Below are 15,049 nucleotides of genomic sequence, written 5' to 3' on the forward strand. Positions count from 1 at the left end.
CGAGTGAGCCCGGTATGACCGCCATCCATATCAAGTTTCCCGCCCTGACCCTCAAGGCCGGCCCCCGCGCCCTGTCGCGGATCCGCCAGCAAGGCCTGCACGCCAGTGAAGTCGGCACCTTGCCGGGCGCCGCCGGCGGGCCCAAGGCCCTGGGCATCCAGGGCCTGGACCTGGCGCTGTTCGGTGAATGGCTGCCCGCCGCGCCGCGAGAGCGCTCGCTGATCGGTGCCTCGGTGGGCTCCTGGCGCTTCGCCAGCGCCTGCCTGCCGGACGCCGCCGAAGGCATCCGCCGCCTCGGCCAGCTGTACAACGCCCAGAGCTTCGCCAAGGGCGTGACCATGGCGCAGATCAGCCAGAGCTCGCGGCAAATGCTCGACGACCTGCTGGACGGCCGCGACGCCTCGATCCTCGACACCCCCCATTACCGCCTGAACATCATGGTGGTGAAGAGCCATGGCCTGCTCGCCGACGACCACCGCGCACGCCTGGGCCTGGGCCTGTCCTCGGTGATCGCCGACAACCTGCGGGGCCGCGCGCGCTTGTCCCGGCACTTCGAGCGCCTGGTACTGCACGACCCGCGCCTGGCGCCGCCACTCAATGCCCTGGAGGATTTCCCCTCGCGCTTCGTGCCCCTGGATCGCAGCAACCTGCGCCAGGCGCTGCTGGCCTCGGGCTCGATCCCCATGGTCATGCAGGGCGTGCGCGAACTGCCTGGCGCCGGGGCCGGCACCTTTCGCGACGGCGGCCTGCTGGACTACCACCTGGACCTGCCCTACAGCGGCAGTGACATCGTGCTCTACCCGCACTTCACCGACCGGGTGATCCCCGGCTGGTTCGACAAGACCCTGCCCTGGCGCCGGGCCAGCCCCGAGCGCCTGCGGGATGTACTGCTGCTGGCGCCGTCGAAGGAGTACCTGGCGCGCCTGCCCTACGGCAAGCTGCCGGACCGCAACGACTTCAAGCGCTTCATGGGCGACGACGCCGGCCGGCAGAAATACTGGCGCCATGCCATGGACGAAAGCCGGCGTCTGGGGGATGAGTTCCTTGAGCTGGCCAGCCAGGGGCGCCTCGGGGAACGCCTGCAAAGCCTGTGAAAGCCCCTGCCCGGCGGACTGACCCTTTAGTCAGGGTTTTTCCGCAGGGGGCCGATCAAGCTGATAAACTTGCCCGCTGCCTCAACTCGCCGCCCAGGCGATAGCCATCTGACAGAGCTGACCGACACTGTGGAAATCTTCAAAGAATTTACCTTCGAATCCGCCCACCGCCTGCCTTTCGTTCCCGAAGGCCACAAGTGCGGCCGCCTGCATGGCCACTCGTTCAAGGTGGCGATCCACCTCAGTGGTGAAGTCGACGCGCACACCGGCTGGATCCGCGACTTCTCGGAAATCAAGGCGATCTTCAAGCCGCTGTACGAGCGCCTGGACCACAACTACCTGAACGACATTCCCGGCCTGGAAAACCCCACCAGCGAGGTCCTGGCCAAATGGATCTGGAACGAGCTCAAGCCCCTGCTGCCGGAGCTGAGCGCGATCCGCATCCACGAAACCTGCACCAGCGGCTGCATCTACCGCGGCGAATAGGCCGGCCGAAGAAACCACCCCACGGGGTGGTTTTTTTATGCCTATGATTGCCCCATTCCCGCCGCTGCCCGAGCACCTGTGCCCATGCCGCCGAACATCCGCCTCGCCGCCCTGCCCGACCTCGCCGCCATCGAAGGCATCGCCAAGCGCGCCTACGCGCCCTATATCGCGCGGATCGGCCGGGAACCGGCGCCGATGCTCGAAGACTATTCCTGCCTGGTGCTGGCCCAGCAGGTCTGGGTCCTGGAACAGGAGCAGGCGATTGCCGGCTTCATAGTCCTGCTGGACGCCCAGGAAGCCCTGCTGCTGGACAACCTGGCGGTCAGCCCCGAGGCCCAGGGCCGCGGCCATGGCCGGCAACTGCTGGCCTTCGCCGAACAGCAGGCCCTGGCTGCCGGCCACAGTTGCGTGCGCCTCTACACCAACCAGGCCATGAGCGAGAACATCGCCCTGTATGGCCGCCACGGCTACGTGGAAACCCATCGCGCGGTGGAGCACGGCCTGCACCGGGTGTACATGAGCAAAGCGCTGGACTGATCAGCCCGGGAGACCGCCCCATGCAACCCCGTATCTACCTCGCCGGCTTCGACGTGTTCCGCGCCGACGCCCAGGCCCATGGCCACTACCTCAAGCAACTGTGCCGCGCCCGGGGCCTGCACGGCCTGTTTCCCCTGGATAACCAGGCGCCGCCGGACCTCGCGCCAGAGGCCACGGCGCAGTGGATCTACCGGCAGAACCTGCAGATGATCCGCGACTGCGATGCGCTGCTGGCCAACCTGAATGACTTTCGCGGCCTGGAGCCGGATTCCGGCAGCGCCTTCGAAGTGGGCGTGGCGATCGCCCTCGGCAAACCGGTGTGGGCCTACTTCCAAGGCCCCGCCACCCTGCGCCAGCAGGTGCCCCATGACGCCGCCGGGCGCGACGCCCAGGGCTTGGCGGTGGAGGACTTCAACCTGCCACGCAACCTGATGCTGGCCTGCAGCTGGAGCGGTTGCAGCACCTGCGTGGAAGCCGCCGTCAGTGACCTCGGGCGCTGGCTGAACGCTGCCCCTGCCTCGGTCTGAGATAGCCAGCAGCGTCACTTTCTACGGAAAACGACCACCCCGGACAAAAGCCTTGTTTTGTCGCGAAAGCCGATGTTATGTTTCTAACACAGGATACAAAAATGAAACCTGAATAACATTTTCCGCGAACGCCTGGCGAGATGGTCATGGACAAGAACAGTTTCCAAATCACCCTGGAACAGCAGTTTGCAAGCCTGACCCCCACCGGCAAGCGCATCGCCACCTACCTGTTGGCCAACCTCCAGCAGCTGCCCTTCGAGACCGCCGACAGCATCGCCCAGCAAGCCGGCACCACAGGGATTTCCGTGGGACGCTTCCTGCGCTCCTTGGGCTATCGCAACCTGGACGACGTCAAGCAAGGCCTGCGCGGCGATGCCCCGGCGTCCTGGCTGATCACCGACCGGCTCGGCGCGTTTCGCAGCGAGGCCCATCAGGACGACGCCCTGGAGCGCTCGATGCATCGCGAGATCGAGGCCATCCAGCACGTCTATGGCCTGGCCCGCAGCCAGGCGTTCGCCGATATCGTGCGGCAGATCGTCGAGGCCGACGCGGTGTTCATCATCGGCATCCAGTCGACCCGGGGCATCCTCAACGCCTTCCACAGCCACCTGGAATACATCCGCCCCAAGGTCTACTACGTCGACGGCCTGTCGGGTATCTACGCGGAAACCCTGAACTCCGGCTTCGCCAAGCCCTACGCGATCATTTCCGACTTTCGTGCCTACTCCGCCATCACCCAGACCTTCTGCGAAGTGGCCAACGCCAATGCCCTGCCCCTGGCCCTGGTCACCGACCTGCAATGCCCCTGGGCCCGGGACTACCCGCTGGACCTGCTGCAGCTGAAAACCGACGTCGGCCAGTTCTGGGACTCCCTGGCGCCCCTGACCTGCCTGTTCAACCTGATGGTGTCCGCCGTGGCCGAGGGCTATGGCGAGCGCCTGGACCAGCGCCTGGCGAAGAACCGCAAGCTGCAGGAAGCCTTCGGCCAGTTCGAATCCTGACCTTCAAGCGTTACCCAAGATGGAGTGAGTGAGTGAACAACAGCCCCCTTGTCGAAATCGACGCCCAGCGCCACCAACTGGAAATCGACCTGGTGTACGCCAGCGCCGACAACCTGGCCGGCCAGGTGATCTACCGCAACGCCCGCTGCCTGCTGCACAAGGACGCCGCCGCCTGCCTGTACAAGGCCAGCCAGCTGGCGCGCATGGCCGGCCTGGGCCTGCGCATCTACGACGCCTATCGCCCGGCCTACGCCCAGCAACTGCTGTGGCAGGCCCTGCCCAACCCGGACTACGTGCGCGACCCGCGCCTGGGCTCGCACCACACCCGGGGCGTGGCCGTGGACCTGACCCTGGTGGATGAAACCGGCCAGCCCCTGGACATGGGCACCGCCTTCGACGCCATGGAACCCAAGTCGCACCAGTTCTACAGCGACCTGCCGCCCCAGGTGCAGCGCAATCGCCTGCTGCTGCTGGGGATCATGCTCAGCGCCGGCTTCGAGGCGATCCCCACCGAGTGGTGGCACTACGAGTTGCCCAACGCCGAGGACTTCCCGCTGATCCAGGAGCACGAGCAGCCCTTCGAACACTGATGTCCCGTTCCCCAGCCGGCCACAACAACAGGCAGCCTGCTGCCCCAAGCCGGTCGTTACCCGCCACACCGCTTCAGCTCCAACTGCCCGGTTATAGCTTTTATAAAAAACCTGACGAACTTCCCATCATCGAATGATCAAGGAAACCGGCATGACCCCTAGCACCCGTAATCACCCTGATGTGCGCCTGTCCACCCGTGTCGCCCTGTCGCTGCTGTGCGCCGCCCTGAGCCTGGGCGCCTGGCAGGCGGCCAGCGCCGCCGCGCCCAAGGACACCCTGATGATCGGCAAGGCCGCCGACCCGCAAACCCTCGATCCGGCCGTGACCATCGACAACAACGACTGGGCCGTGACCTACCCGGCCTACCAGAAGCTGGTGACCTACAAGGTCGAGAACGGCAAGGGCAGTACCGAAGTCCAGGGCGACCTGGCCGAGAGCTGGAGCACCTCGGCCGACAACCTGACCTGGGATTTCAAGCTCAAGCCCGGCAACCAGTTCGATGACGGCAAGCCGGTGGACGCCGCCGCGGTGAAGTTCTCCTTCGAGCGCCTGATGCAGCTCAAGCAGGGTCCGTCCGGGGCCTTCCCGGATGACATGAGCGTGGCCGTGGTCGACCCGCTGACCGTGCGCTTCACCCTGAAGAAGCCCTACGCGCCCTTCCTCTACACCCTGGCCCACAACGGCGGCGGCATCATCAACCCGGACGTGGCCAGCAAGGGCGACGTCAACGCCTACCTGTCGACCCACACCGCCGGCTCCGGGGCCTTTCGCCTGAGCAACTGGCAGAAGGGCCAGTCCCTGACCCTGGAGCCCAACAGCTACTACGCCGGCCCCAAGCCGAGCCTGAACAAGGTGGTGATCAAGATCATCAGCGAGGCTTCGGTGCGCCGCCTGCAGCTGGAACGGGGTGACCTGGACATCATCGAGGACATGCCCGAAGACCAGCTCGGCACCCTGGCCGGCAAATCCGGAATCGTCGTCCAGACCTTCCCCTCGCTGCGGGTCAACTACCTGTACCTGAACAACCAGCGTGCGCCCCTGGACAACGTCGAGGCGCGCCAGGCCCTGGTCCAGGCCATCGACTACAAAGGCATTGTCGACGGCATCCTCAAGGGCCAGGCCAAGCTGATGAACGGGCCGATCCCCGACGGCATGTGGGCCCACGACCCGAGCCTGCCGCTGATGCAGCAGAACCTCGACGGCGCCAAGGCCGCCCTGGCCAAGGCGCCGCAGAAAATCAGCAACCTGACCTACCTGTACTCGGACAAGGACGCCAACTGGGAGTCCATCGGCCTGACCCTGCAGGCAGGCCTGGCGCCCCTGGGCATCAACCTGAAGATGGAGAAGCTGGCCAACGCCACCATGCGCGAACGCCTGGGCAAGGGTGACTTCGACGTGGCCATCGGCTCCTGGAGCCCGGACTTCGCCGACCCCTACATGTTCATGAACTTCTGGTTCGACTCCAGCCTCCAGGGCCTGCCGGGCAACCGCTCGTTCTACAGCAACCCCGAGGTCGACAGCCTGATCCGCGAAGCGGCGGCCACCCACGACACCGCCAAGCGCATCGAGCTGTACCAGAAGGCGCAGAAAATCGTCCTCAAGGACAACGTCTACGCCTACCTGTACCAGAAGAACTACAGCCTGCCGATGCGTGATTCGGTGAAGGGCTACGTGTTCCATCCGATGCTGGAACAGGTGTTCAACATCGCCGAAATCAGCAAGTAGGACCGGCCTTCAACCCCCCGGCGCCAGCCCCTGAAACGGAGTGGCGCCGGGTTGCCGTGTCCCCGGTGGGGCGCCGCTGTTGCCCCCGCCGTTCGTCAAGCGTTAACGAGGTTGCCTCATGGCCTTCCTGAATATGTTGCGTAAACGCCTGCTCGGCCTGTTGTTGGTCGTGGTCGGGGTTTCGCTGATTACCTTCACCATCTCGCACCTGATTCCCGGTGACCCGGCGCGGCTGATCGCCGGCGACCGGGCCAGCGACGCCATCGTCGAGAACATCCGCCATCAACTGGGCCTCGACCTGCCCCTGTACCAGCAATACGGGCGCTACATGCTCGACCTGCTGCACGGCGACCTGGGCACCTCGATCCGCACCAGCCGCCCGGTGCTGGAAGACCTGCAGGCATTCTTCCCGGCGACCCTGGAACTGGCCCTGGCCGCGCTGCTGCTGTCGGTGCTGGTGGGGGTGCCACTGGGGGTGTTGTCGGCGGTCTATCACAACCGTTTTATCGATCAGATCGCCCGCACCCTGGCGGTCACCGGGATTTCCACCCCGGCGTTCTGGCTGGGGTTGGGGCTGATCGTGCTGTTCTACGGCCACCTCGGCTGGCTGCCCGGCAGCGGGCGCCTGGACGAAGGCCTGGAGCCGCCGCCCACCATCACGGGCTTCTACCTGATCGACTCACTGCTGGCCGGGGATATCCCGCTGTTTCTCAATGCCCTGCAGCACCTGATCCTGCCGGCGCTGACCCTGGGCTTCGTCAACCTCGGCGTAGTGGCGCGGCAGATCCGCTCGGCCATGCTCGACCAGCTCGGCGAGGACTACATCCGCACCGCCCGGGCCTACGGCCTGTCACGCTGGTCGGTGATCCTGCGCCACGCCCTGCCCAACGCGCTGATCCCCTCGGTGACGGTGCTCGGCCTGACCCTGGGTGACCTGCTGTACGGCGCGGTGCTGACCGAAACCGTGTTCGCCTGGCCGGGCATGGGCGCCTATGTGGTGAAGTCGATCCAGGCCCTGGATTTCCCGGCGGTGATGGGCTTCGCGATTCTGGTGTCGTTCATTTATGTGCTGCTGAACATGGCGATCGACCTGCTGTACCGGGTGATCGATCCGCGCATTGGCGAGGTAAGTTGAGATGTCCGCTCCCTTGAACATTCCCCTGCCGCAACCCATGGCCCAGGCCGGCGGCTGGCGGCCACGCCTGGCCTACCTGGGCTACCGCGTGCGGCAAAGCCCGCTGACCATCGCCGGGCTGTGCATGACCCTGCTGGTGCTGCTGTGCATGGCCTTCGCCCCCTGGCTGTCGAGCCATGATCCCAATGCCCTGAACCTCGCCGAACGCCTGGCCGCCCCCAGCGCCAGCCACTGGTTCGGCACCGACGAAGTCGGCCGCGACCTGTTCAGCCGAGTGCTCCACGGCAGCCGCCAGTCGGTGGGCGTGGGCCTGTTCGTGGCCTTTGCCTCGTGCCTGGCCGGGGGCCTGTTGGGCTGCCTGTCGGGGATCATCGGCGGGCGCTTCGACAGCCTGATCATGCGCCTGATGGACATCATGCTCTCGGTGCCGTCCCTGGTGCTGATCATGGCCCTGGCCGCGGCCCTGGGCCCGAGCCTGTTCAACGCCATGCTGGCGATCACCCTGGTGCGCATTCCGTTCTATGTGCGCCTGGCCCGGGGCCAGGCCCTGAGCATCCGCCAGATGGGCTACGTCAAAGCCGCCCAGACCTACGGCGCCGGGCGCTGGCACATCGTCAGCTGGCACGTGGGGCGCAACGCCATGCCGCCGCTGCTGGTGCAACTGAGCCTGGACATCGGCAGCGCCATCCTCATGGCCTCGGCCCTGGGCTTCATCGGCCTGGGGGCGCAGCAGCCCACCGCCGAATGGGGCGCGATGGTCGCCACCGGACGCAACTTCATCCTCGACAACTGGTGGTACTCGACCTTTCCCGGGCTGGCGATCCTGTTCACTGCCACCGGTTTCAACCTGCTGGGTGACGGCATCCGTGACCTGCTCGACCCACGGCAACAGGGGAAATGACCATGAGCTCATCCGCCGTTCTCAACATCGATAACCTGAGCCTGGAATTCCCCGCCTACCGCAGCAACGTGCAGGCCCTCAACGGCGTGTCACTGCACGTCAACCCGGGGGAGATCGTCGGCGTGGTCGGCGAGTCCGGCTCGGGCAAGTCGGTGACCGCCATGCTCAGCCTGCGCCTGCTGCCCGAGCGCAGCTACCGCATCACCTCCGGCAGCCTGTCGCTGTTGGGCCGCGACATGCTCGCCACCGCGGAAAAACAGCTGCTGCAGATCCGTGGCCGCGACGCGGCGATGATCTTCCAGGAGCCGATGACCGCCCTCAACCCGACCCGGCGCATCGGCCGGCAGATGCTCGACGTGATCATCCATCACCAGCACCTGAGCCAGGAGCAGGCCCGGGCCAAGGCCATCGACCTGCTGCGGGACATGCACATCGCCGACCCCGAGCAGGTGCTGCAGGCCTACCCCTTCGAGCTGTCCGGGGGCATGCGCCAGCGGGTGATGATCGCCCTGGCGTTTTCCTGCGACCCGCAGTTGCTGATCGCCGACGAACCGACCACCGCCCTGGACGTCACCGTGCAGCGCCAGGTGCTGCTGTTGCTGCGTGAGAAAGCCCGGCAACGGGGCACCGCGATCCTCCTGATCACCCACGACATGGCGGTGGTCTCGCAGTTCTGCGACCGGGTCTACGTGATGTACACCGGCGCTGTGGTGGAGCAAGGCAGCACCGCCCAGGTCATGCTCGACCCGCAGCATCCCTACACCCGCGGCCTGCTCAGCGGCCTGCCGGAACAAGTCACTCCCGGCGCGCCGCTGCTGACCATTCCCGGGCAGGTGCCGAACCTCGCCCACCTGCCCGGCGGCTGTACCTTCCGCGAGCGCTGCAGCCAGGCCATGGCGGTGTGTGCCCAACGGCCGCCGCTGCATTCGATCAACGCCAGCCAGCAGCACAAGAGTGCCTGCTGGCTGGCTGCCCCGGAGTCCGCCCAATGAATGCTTCGCAACCCCGGGCCGGCAGCGAGCCGCTGCTGCGCCTCAACGATGTACAGGTGCGCTTTCCCCTGAGCAACGACTGGCTGGGCCGGCCTCGGGCCTATGCCCACGCCCTGAACGGCATCGACCTGGAACTGCGCCCCGGGGAAACCCTGGGCATCGTCGGCGAATCCGGCTGCGGCAAGAGCACCCTGGCGCAACTGCTGATGGGCCTGGTCAAGCCCAGCAGCGGCGACCTGCGCTGGGCCTACGCCAGCGACCGCGAGCGCCACAGCCACGTGCAGATCGTATTCCAGGACCCGCAATCGTCCCTCGACCCGCGCCTGCCGATCTGGAAGATCATCACCGAGCCGCTGTTCGCCCTGGGCAATACCCCGGCCGCGCAGATGCGCGAGATCGCCGCCAAGGTGGCGCAGCAGGTGGGCATCCGCGGCGAGTACCTGGAGCGCTACCCGCACCAGTTCTCCGGCGGCCAGCGCCAGCGCATCGCCATTGCCCGGGCCCTGGCGTCGAACCCGGACATCATCGTCCTCGATGAACCGACCTCGGCCCTGGACATCTCGGTGCAGGCGCAGATCCTCAACCTGCTGGCGGACCTGCAGCGCAGCCGCGGCCTGACCTTCGTGCTGATCTCCCACAACGTCTCGGTGGTGCGGCACATGGCCGACCGAGTGGCAGTGATGTACCTGGGGCAGATCGTCGAGCTGGGCAGCGCCGAGCAGGTACTGGAGCGGCCGCGCCACCCCTACACCCAGCTGTTGCTGGATGCGGTGCCGCGCCTCGGTGCGCCCCTGGCGGACAGCCAGGTCTCGGCGCCCACCGAACTGCCGGGCAACCGCAAGCTGCCCAGCGGCTGTTTCTTCTTCGACCGCTGCAACCGCCGTGGCTCGGGCTGCGAACAGCCGCAACCGTTGCTGGGCAGCGCGGCGCAGCAAGTGCGTTGCCATCGGCAAGACCTCGCGGGGTGATCCACCGGCACCACGCCGCCGGCCACGGCGTGGTGCTTGCTCCCGGCGCGCCAAGGGCTTAAAACAGGCGCCTTGTCTCTGACCTCGCAGGAACCTCTCTCATGGAAAGCAGCTGGCTGACCCACGCCAAACGCCTGCAAGCCATCGCCTCCACCGGCCTGCACTTTTGCCGCGACGTGCATGATCGCGAGCGTTACCAGGAAGTCGCCGACATCGCCCACGACATGCTCGCGCAACTGGGCAACGTGCCCCTGGAGCGCATCACCGAACTGGTCTCGGACTTCGCCCAGCGCTACTCCACGCCGATGGTGGAAGTACGCGGCGCACTGATCGAGAACGGCAAGATCCTGCTGGTGCGCGAGCAGCACGACGGCCTCTGGGCCCTGCCCGGGGGCTACGCCGATGTCGGCCTGTCGGCGGCGCAGAACATCATCAAGGAAATTCACGAGGAAGCCGGGCTCCAGGTCTCGGTGCGCCAGCTGTACGGCCTGCGGCACAAGGCCAAGGGGCCCTACAAGCCGGATCACCGGGACTTCTACAAGCTCTACTTCCTCTGCGAACGCCAAGATGGCGAAAGCCCGGTGGCGGGCAGCGAAACCAGCGACGTGGGGTTCTTCGCCCCGGACCAGTTGCCGCCGCTGTCCCAGGGCCGGACCGTGGAACGGGATATCCAGGAAGCTTTCGAGTTCCACCAGGGCCGGCGCAGCCTGACCCTGTTCGACTGAGCAAGGCCGCCCCAATGTAAAGCACCCTTGACATGAGAAACACGCCCACCTAATGTAAAGGACACTTTACTTCAGGAGATCGCCCATGGGCAGTAAACGCTATTACATCGAGTTCAGCCTGGCCTTGCTGGCCTACATCATCGCGGTGCTGCTGAGCAGCCACTGGCTGGCGGACCTGAGCCCCGGCCCGGGCAAGATCGCCCTGGCCCTGGTGCCGGTGATCCCCATGGTGGCCATGGCCCTGGCGGTGGTGCGCCAGTTGCGGCGCATGGACGAACTGGCCCGGCGCATCCAGCTCGAAGCCCTGGGCCTGTCCTTTGTCTGCACCGCGCTGATCACCTTCAGCTACGGCTTCCTGGAAACCGCCGGCCTGTCCCGGCTGTCGATGTTCTACGTGTGGCCGCTGATGGGCCTGGTCTGGGCCCTGGCCACGGTAGCCGGCACGCGGCGCTACCGGTGAACAATCAACTGCGCGAACTGCGCACCCTGAAGGGCTGGTCCCAGGCTGAACTGGCCACCCGGCTTGAGGTGTCCCGGCAGACGGTGAACGCCATCGAGACCGGGCGCTACGACCCCAGCCTGCCCCTGGCATTCAAGATTGCCCGGGCCTTCGAGATGCCCATCGAAAGCATCTTCAGCCCCGACCCGGGCTGACCCGCGGCCACCGGGCGGTGCGCCCGTGCACCACTTTCGCCCCGGCGCGGCCGGCAGCCGGGGCAGGTCCACGGGTATCGGCTATAACTGCTGGGGCGCCCGCCCCGGCGGCCCGTTTGGCACGGTGCCTGCAACAGCGAGGCACCACTGCGACCAGGGACAGGCCCATGACCCAGCACGAACCCGGCAACGACTACCCCTTGAGCGAAGTTCCACAGCACGCCCGCAAGGGCCTGGCCTCCATGGCCATGGTGCTGCTGGGCTTCACCTTTTTCACCGCCACCATGTTCGCCGGCGGCAAGCTGGGGGTGGCCTTCGATTTCACCACCCTGCTGGCGGTGATCCTCGTCGGCAACCTGCTGCTGGGGATCTATGCCGCCAGCCTGGGCTACATCGCCTTCAAGAGCGGGCTGAACACGGTGCTGATGGGGCGCTTGTGCTTCGGTGAACGGGGCAGCAAGCTCAGCGACCTGATCCTCGGCTTCACCCAGATCGGCTGGTACGCCTGGGGCACCGCCACCGCTGCGGTGGTGCTGGGCAAGTATTTCCAGCTGGATCAGGGTGCGGTGCTGGGGCTGATGCTGCTGTTCGGCATGGCCTTCTGCGCCACGGCCTACATCGGCTATCGCGGCCTGGAAATCCTGTCGTGGATCGCGGTGCCGGCCATGGGCCTGCTGCTGATGCTGTCGATGTGGGTGGCCAGCCGGCAGATCGGCGGCCTGGACGGCCTGCTGCGGGTCACACCGAGTGCCAGCCTGGACCTCTCCAGCGCCATCACCCTGGTGTTCGGCACCTTCGTCAGCGGCGCCACCCAGGCCACCAACTGGACGCGTTTTTCCCGTTCGGCGCGGGTGGCGGTGAGCGCCAGCCTGATCGGCTTCTTCATCGGCAACGGCCTGATGGTGCTGATCGGGGCCTACGGCGCCATCGTCTACCAGCAGCCGGACGTGGTCGAAGTGCTGCTGCTCCAGGGCTTCGCCACGGCGGCCATGGCCATGCTGCTGTTGAACATCTGGAGCACCCAGGACAACACCATCTACAACTTCGCCGTGGCCGGCTGCAACCTGCTGCGCACCCAGCGGCGCAAGACCGTGACCCTGGCCGGCGCGCTGATCGGCACCCTGCTGGCGATGCTCGGCATGTACGACCTGCTGGTGCCCTATCTGATCCTGCTGGGCACGGTGATTCCGCCGATTGGCGGGGTGATCATGGCCGACTTCTTCTACCGCTGGCGCGGCCGCTACCCGCGCCTGGCCGAGAGCCAGCTGCCGGCCTGGAACTGGCCGGGCCTGATCGCCTACGGCCTGGGCACCCTGGCGGCCTTCTGCTCGCCCTGGGTCGCGCCGCTGGTGGGCATCGCCGTCGCCGGCCTGGGCTACATCCTGCTCAGCGCCTGGCTCGGCGCCCGTGCCAGCGCCACCGTCGACGCCCAGGCCTGAACCCGCACCTTGCCCTCCCGGCGCCTTCCGGGTCTATCATGGCCCGGCCCCCGAACACCCGCCTGCTTCGACCGCTGCCGGTTGCAGCACAGTCCAATGACCGTGGGACAAGGGCCGCCGCCCAGAGCCCACGGCTGAACCACTGATTGCCCGACCCGAGGAACCCTTCCGATGCTGATCACCAACGCCCGCCTGCGCCACCGTGAAGGCCTGCACCAACTGCACCTGGAACACGGCCGCATCGCCCGCATCATCCAGCAGGGCCCGGACGCCCCCACCGCCGCGCCGGCCTTCGGCCCCGAGCACCTGGATGCCGGCGGCAACCTGGTGGTGCCGCCCTTCGTCGAACCGCACATTCACCTGGACGCCACCCTCACCGCCGGCGAGCCGCGCTGGAACATGAGCGGCACCCTGTTCGAAGGCATCGAGTGCTGGGGCGAACGCAAGGCCACCATCACCGCCGAAGACACCCGCACCCGGGCCCACAAGACCATCCGCGCCCTGGCCGCCCACGGCATCCAGCATGTGCGCACCCACGTCGATGTCACCGATCCGCACCTCACCGCCCTCAAGGCCATGCTCGAAGTGCGCGAACAGAGCGGGCACCTGATCGACCTGCAGATCGTCGCCTTCCCCCAGGAGGGCATCGAGTCGTTCCGCAACGGCCGCGAACTGATGGAAGAAGCCATTCGCCTGGGCGCCGACGTGGTGGGCGGCATTCCGCACTTCGAATACACCCGCGACCAGGGCGTGAGCTCGGTGAAATTCCTCATGGACCTGGCCGAGCGCACGGGTTGCCTGGTGGACGTGCACTGCGACGAAACCGACGACCCGCACTCGCGCTTTCTCGAAGTGCTGGCCGAAGAAGCCCGCAGCCGCGGCATGGGCTCGCGGGTCAGCGCCAGCCACACCACGGCCATGGGCTCTTATGACAACGCCTACTGCGCCAAGCTGTTCCGCCTGCTGGGGCACTCGGGCATCAGTTTTGTCTCCTGCCCCACCGAAAGCATCCACCTGCAGGGGCGCTTCGACAGCTTCCCGAAACGCCGCGGCGTGACCCGGGTCAAGGAGCTGCTGGATGCCGGAATGAACGTCTGCTTCGGCCAGGATTCGATCGTCGACCCCTGGTACCCCCTGGGTAACGGCAACATCCTGCGAGTGCTCGAAGCCGGCCTGCACATCTGCCACATGCTCGGCTACAGCAACTTGCAGAGCGCCCTCGACCTGGTCACCGACAACAGCGCCAAGGCCCTGGCCCTGGGCGAGCGCTACGGCCTGGAAGAAGGTCGCCCGGCGAACCTGCTGATCCTCTCGGCCGACAGCGACTACGAAATGCTCCGCAGCCAGGGCTTGCCGCTGTACTCGATCCGCCACGGCCAGGTGCTGATGCAGCGGCAGATGACCCAGGTGCAACTGATCGGCGACTGACCCGTGGCCGCGCTCCCAGGCCCTGGGCAGAGTCGCAACGGCTCCGGGCCTGGCGAGCCGCTTTGGCGGCAACGGCCTCTACTTGACCTTGAACGGCTTGGCCGCCATCAATCCCAGCGGCAACAACGGCAGGGCGAGGATCATCAGTACACCGTCTGCGGTGACGGTAACCGGCGTCAGCAACACCTGGGTGACCTTGCTCTTCTCCCGGTAGGCCGAGAAGTGCAGGGTATAGGTACTGTTCAGCGGGTTGGCCTGGTAGGCCGTGATATCACGCTTGGAAGTGAAGCGGCTGCCGCGGATGGCGTAGCGATGCAGCAAGGCATTCTGCGACGGGGAAGCGACGAAACCCAGTGCCTTGGCCTCATCGATCTGGCCAGGCTCAAGCTGATCCAGCTGGGGAATCCTGAGGATGAATTCGCCCACCAGGTTTTGCCAGTAAGTGACGCTGATTGGCAGGAACTCGGCCTGCATCTTGCCATGCAAGCCTGAGCGAATGGCCTTCAGCAACTCGGGATCGACCTGCATGAAGTAGTGGTACTGCTTGCCGATAATGACAAAGCTCTGCTCGTCCGCCGTGATATAGAACTGGCCGACGGTTTCCGTATAGACCTCATCGCTGCCGCGCTCCTCATACAGCTGGCTGGTCAGGCAACCGCCAAGACTGCCGGCGACTACGGCGCCCAGGGCCACAACCGTGCCTTTGAGCAACCCTCGGCGAGGTATTCCTTTTTGCATATCGAGTCCTTTGCGTAACCAGTGGGCTGTATCGGCTGATGAGCCATTGCTGGCGACACGCTATAGAAAGGCCAGCCGTTTTGCACTCCGCCCGCGCAACCCCACCGC

17 protein-coding genes are annotated in these 15,049 nt (G+C 66.3%); 16 read left to right on the top strand and 1 reads right to left on the bottom strand.

Annotated features, from left to right (window positions below):
* Positions 1-14: 14 nt before the first annotated feature.
* From ACZ5BO_RS23975 to codA, 16 genes are all read left to right on the top strand, one after another.
* Positions 15-1,094, top strand: coding sequence for a patatin-like phospholipase family protein (locus ACZ5BO_RS23975; protein WP_464696715.1), 1,080 nt, complete (start codon positions 15-17; stop codon positions 1,092-1,094).
* Between the two features lie 129 nt (positions 1,095-1,223).
* Positions 1,224-1,580: a 6-carboxytetrahydropterin synthase QueD gene (gene queD / locus ACZ5BO_RS23980; RefSeq protein ID WP_011062303.1), complete on the top strand. Its 357-nt coding sequence runs from the start codon at positions 1,224-1,226 to the stop codon at positions 1,578-1,580.
* Positions 1,581-1,664: 84 nt separating this feature from the next.
* Positions 1,665-2,117, top strand: coding sequence for a GNAT family N-acetyltransferase (locus ACZ5BO_RS23985; protein WP_464696716.1), 453 nt, complete (start codon positions 1,665-1,667; stop codon positions 2,115-2,117).
* A 20-nt stretch (positions 2,118-2,137) separates the two neighbouring features.
* The gene (locus tag ACZ5BO_RS23990; RefSeq protein WP_464696717.1) at positions 2,138-2,644 is read left to right on the top strand and encodes a nucleoside 2-deoxyribosyltransferase; all 507 of its coding nucleotides are present in this window, start codon (positions 2,138-2,140) and stop codon (positions 2,642-2,644) included.
* A 140-nt stretch (positions 2,645-2,784) separates the two neighbouring features.
* Positions 2,785-3,645, top strand: coding sequence for a MurR/RpiR family transcriptional regulator (locus tag ACZ5BO_RS23995; RefSeq protein ID WP_025126401.1), 861 nt, complete (start codon positions 2,785-2,787; stop codon positions 3,643-3,645).
* Between the two features lie 32 nt (positions 3,646-3,677).
* Positions 3,678-4,235: a D-alanyl-D-alanine dipeptidase gene (ddpX, locus tag ACZ5BO_RS24000; RefSeq protein ID WP_025126400.1), complete on the top strand. Its 558-nt coding sequence runs from the start codon at positions 3,678-3,680 to the stop codon at positions 4,233-4,235.
* Between the two features lie 151 nt (positions 4,236-4,386).
* Complete coding sequence (locus tag ACZ5BO_RS24005; RefSeq protein ID WP_025126399.1) at positions 4,387-5,961, top strand: ABC transporter substrate-binding protein; 1,575 nt, start codon at positions 4,387-4,389, stop codon at positions 5,959-5,961.
* Positions 5,962-6,079: 118 nt separating this feature from the next.
* Positions 6,080-7,096 carry an ABC transporter permease gene (locus ACZ5BO_RS24010; RefSeq protein ID WP_025126398.1) on the top strand — a complete coding sequence of 339 codons (1,017 nt, stop codon included), beginning with the start codon at positions 6,080-6,082 and terminating at the stop codon, positions 7,094-7,096.
* A gap of 1 nt (position 7,097) precedes the next feature.
* The gene (gene ddpC / locus ACZ5BO_RS24015; protein ID WP_464696719.1) at positions 7,098-7,997 is read left to right on the top strand and encodes a D,D-dipeptide ABC transporter permease; all 900 of its coding nucleotides are present in this window, start codon (positions 7,098-7,100) and stop codon (positions 7,995-7,997) included.
* Positions 7,994-8,989, top strand: a complete 996-nt coding sequence (locus tag ACZ5BO_RS24020; RefSeq protein WP_464696720.1) for an ABC transporter ATP-binding protein — start codon at positions 7,994-7,996, stop codon at positions 8,987-8,989. The genes ddpC and ACZ5BO_RS24020 overlap by 4 nt, the downstream gene beginning before the upstream one ends.
* On the top strand, positions 8,986-9,957 hold the full coding sequence (locus ACZ5BO_RS24025) for an oligopeptide/dipeptide ABC transporter ATP-binding protein (RefSeq protein ID WP_464696721.1): 972 nt from the start codon (positions 8,986-8,988) through the stop codon (positions 9,955-9,957). The genes ACZ5BO_RS24020 and ACZ5BO_RS24025 overlap by 4 nt, the downstream gene beginning before the upstream one ends.
* A 101-nt stretch (positions 9,958-10,058) precedes the next feature.
* Positions 10,059-10,682 carry an NUDIX hydrolase gene (locus ACZ5BO_RS24030; RefSeq protein ID WP_464696722.1) on the top strand — a complete coding sequence of 208 codons (624 nt, stop codon included), beginning with the start codon at positions 10,059-10,061 and terminating at the stop codon, positions 10,680-10,682.
* Between the two features lie 85 nt (positions 10,683-10,767).
* Positions 10,768-11,142, top strand: a complete 375-nt coding sequence (locus ACZ5BO_RS24035; protein WP_464696723.1) for a hypothetical protein — start codon at positions 10,768-10,770, stop codon at positions 11,140-11,142.
* Positions 11,139-11,336, top strand: a complete 198-nt coding sequence (locus ACZ5BO_RS24040) for a helix-turn-helix transcriptional regulator (RefSeq protein WP_464696724.1) — start codon at positions 11,139-11,141, stop codon at positions 11,334-11,336. The genes ACZ5BO_RS24035 and ACZ5BO_RS24040 overlap by 4 nt, the downstream gene beginning before the upstream one ends.
* A gap of 167 nt (positions 11,337-11,503) precedes the next feature.
* Positions 11,504-12,775, top strand: coding sequence for a cytosine permease (gene codB, locus ACZ5BO_RS24045; protein ID WP_464696725.1), 1,272 nt, complete (start codon positions 11,504-11,506; stop codon positions 12,773-12,775).
* Positions 12,776-12,946: 171 nt separating this feature from the next.
* Entirely contained in the window at positions 12,947-14,203 is a 1,257-nt protein-coding gene (codA, locus tag ACZ5BO_RS24050) for a cytosine deaminase (protein ID WP_464696726.1), read from the top strand.
* Positions 14,204-14,281: 78 nt separating this feature from the next.
* Here the strand turns inward: codA and ACZ5BO_RS24055 are convergent, their stop codons facing one another.
* The gene (locus ACZ5BO_RS24055; protein WP_029978019.1) at positions 14,282-14,941 is read right to left on the bottom strand and encodes a hypothetical protein; all 660 of its coding nucleotides are present in this window, start codon (positions 14,939-14,941) and stop codon (positions 14,282-14,284) included.
* Positions 14,942-15,049 lie beyond the last annotated feature (108 nt).

This window comes from Pseudomonas sp. FFPRI_1, assembly GCF_055384485.1.

What these genes read in the sequence shown, in the direction of transcription:
- ACZ5BO_RS23975 (WP_464696715.1), top strand. Translation starts at nt 15, where the DNA reads ATGACCGCCATCCATATCAAGTTTCCCGCCCTGACCCTCAAGGCCGGC.
- ACZ5BO_RS23985 (WP_464696716.1), top strand. Translation starts at nt 1,665, where the DNA reads ATGCCGCCGAACATCCGCCTCGCCGCCCTGCCCGACCTCGCCGCCATC.
- ACZ5BO_RS23990 (WP_464696717.1), top strand. Translation starts at nt 2,138, where the DNA reads ATGCAACCCCGTATCTACCTCGCCGGCTTCGACGTGTTCCGCGCCGAC.
- ACZ5BO_RS23995 (WP_025126401.1), top strand. Translation starts at nt 2,785, where the DNA reads ATGGTCATGGACAAGAACAGTTTCCAAATCACCCTGGAACAGCAGTTT.
- ACZ5BO_RS24005 (WP_025126399.1), top strand. Translation starts at nt 4,387, where the DNA reads ATGACCCCTAGCACCCGTAATCACCCTGATGTGCGCCTGTCCACCCGT.
- ACZ5BO_RS24010 (WP_025126398.1), top strand. Translation starts at nt 6,080, where the DNA reads ATGGCCTTCCTGAATATGTTGCGTAAACGCCTGCTCGGCCTGTTGTTG.
- ddpC (WP_464696719.1), top strand. Translation starts at nt 7,098, where the DNA reads ATGTCCGCTCCCTTGAACATTCCCCTGCCGCAACCCATGGCCCAGGCC.
- ACZ5BO_RS24020 (WP_464696720.1), top strand. Translation starts at nt 7,994, where the DNA reads ATGACCATGAGCTCATCCGCCGTTCTCAACATCGATAACCTGAGCCTG.
- ACZ5BO_RS24025 (WP_464696721.1), top strand. Translation starts at nt 8,986, where the DNA reads ATGAATGCTTCGCAACCCCGGGCCGGCAGCGAGCCGCTGCTGCGCCTC.
- ACZ5BO_RS24030 (WP_464696722.1), top strand. Translation starts at nt 10,059, where the DNA reads ATGGAAAGCAGCTGGCTGACCCACGCCAAACGCCTGCAAGCCATCGCC.
- ACZ5BO_RS24035 (WP_464696723.1), top strand. Translation starts at nt 10,768, where the DNA reads ATGGGCAGTAAACGCTATTACATCGAGTTCAGCCTGGCCTTGCTGGCC.
- codB (WP_464696725.1), top strand. Translation starts at nt 11,504, where the DNA reads ATGACCCAGCACGAACCCGGCAACGACTACCCCTTGAGCGAAGTTCCA.
- codA (WP_464696726.1), top strand. Translation starts at nt 12,947, where the DNA reads ATGCTGATCACCAACGCCCGCCTGCGCCACCGTGAAGGCCTGCACCAA.
- ACZ5BO_RS24055 (WP_029978019.1), bottom strand. Translation starts at nt 14,941, where the DNA reads ATGCAAAAAGGAATACCTCGCCGAGGGTTGCTCAAAGGCACGGTTGTG.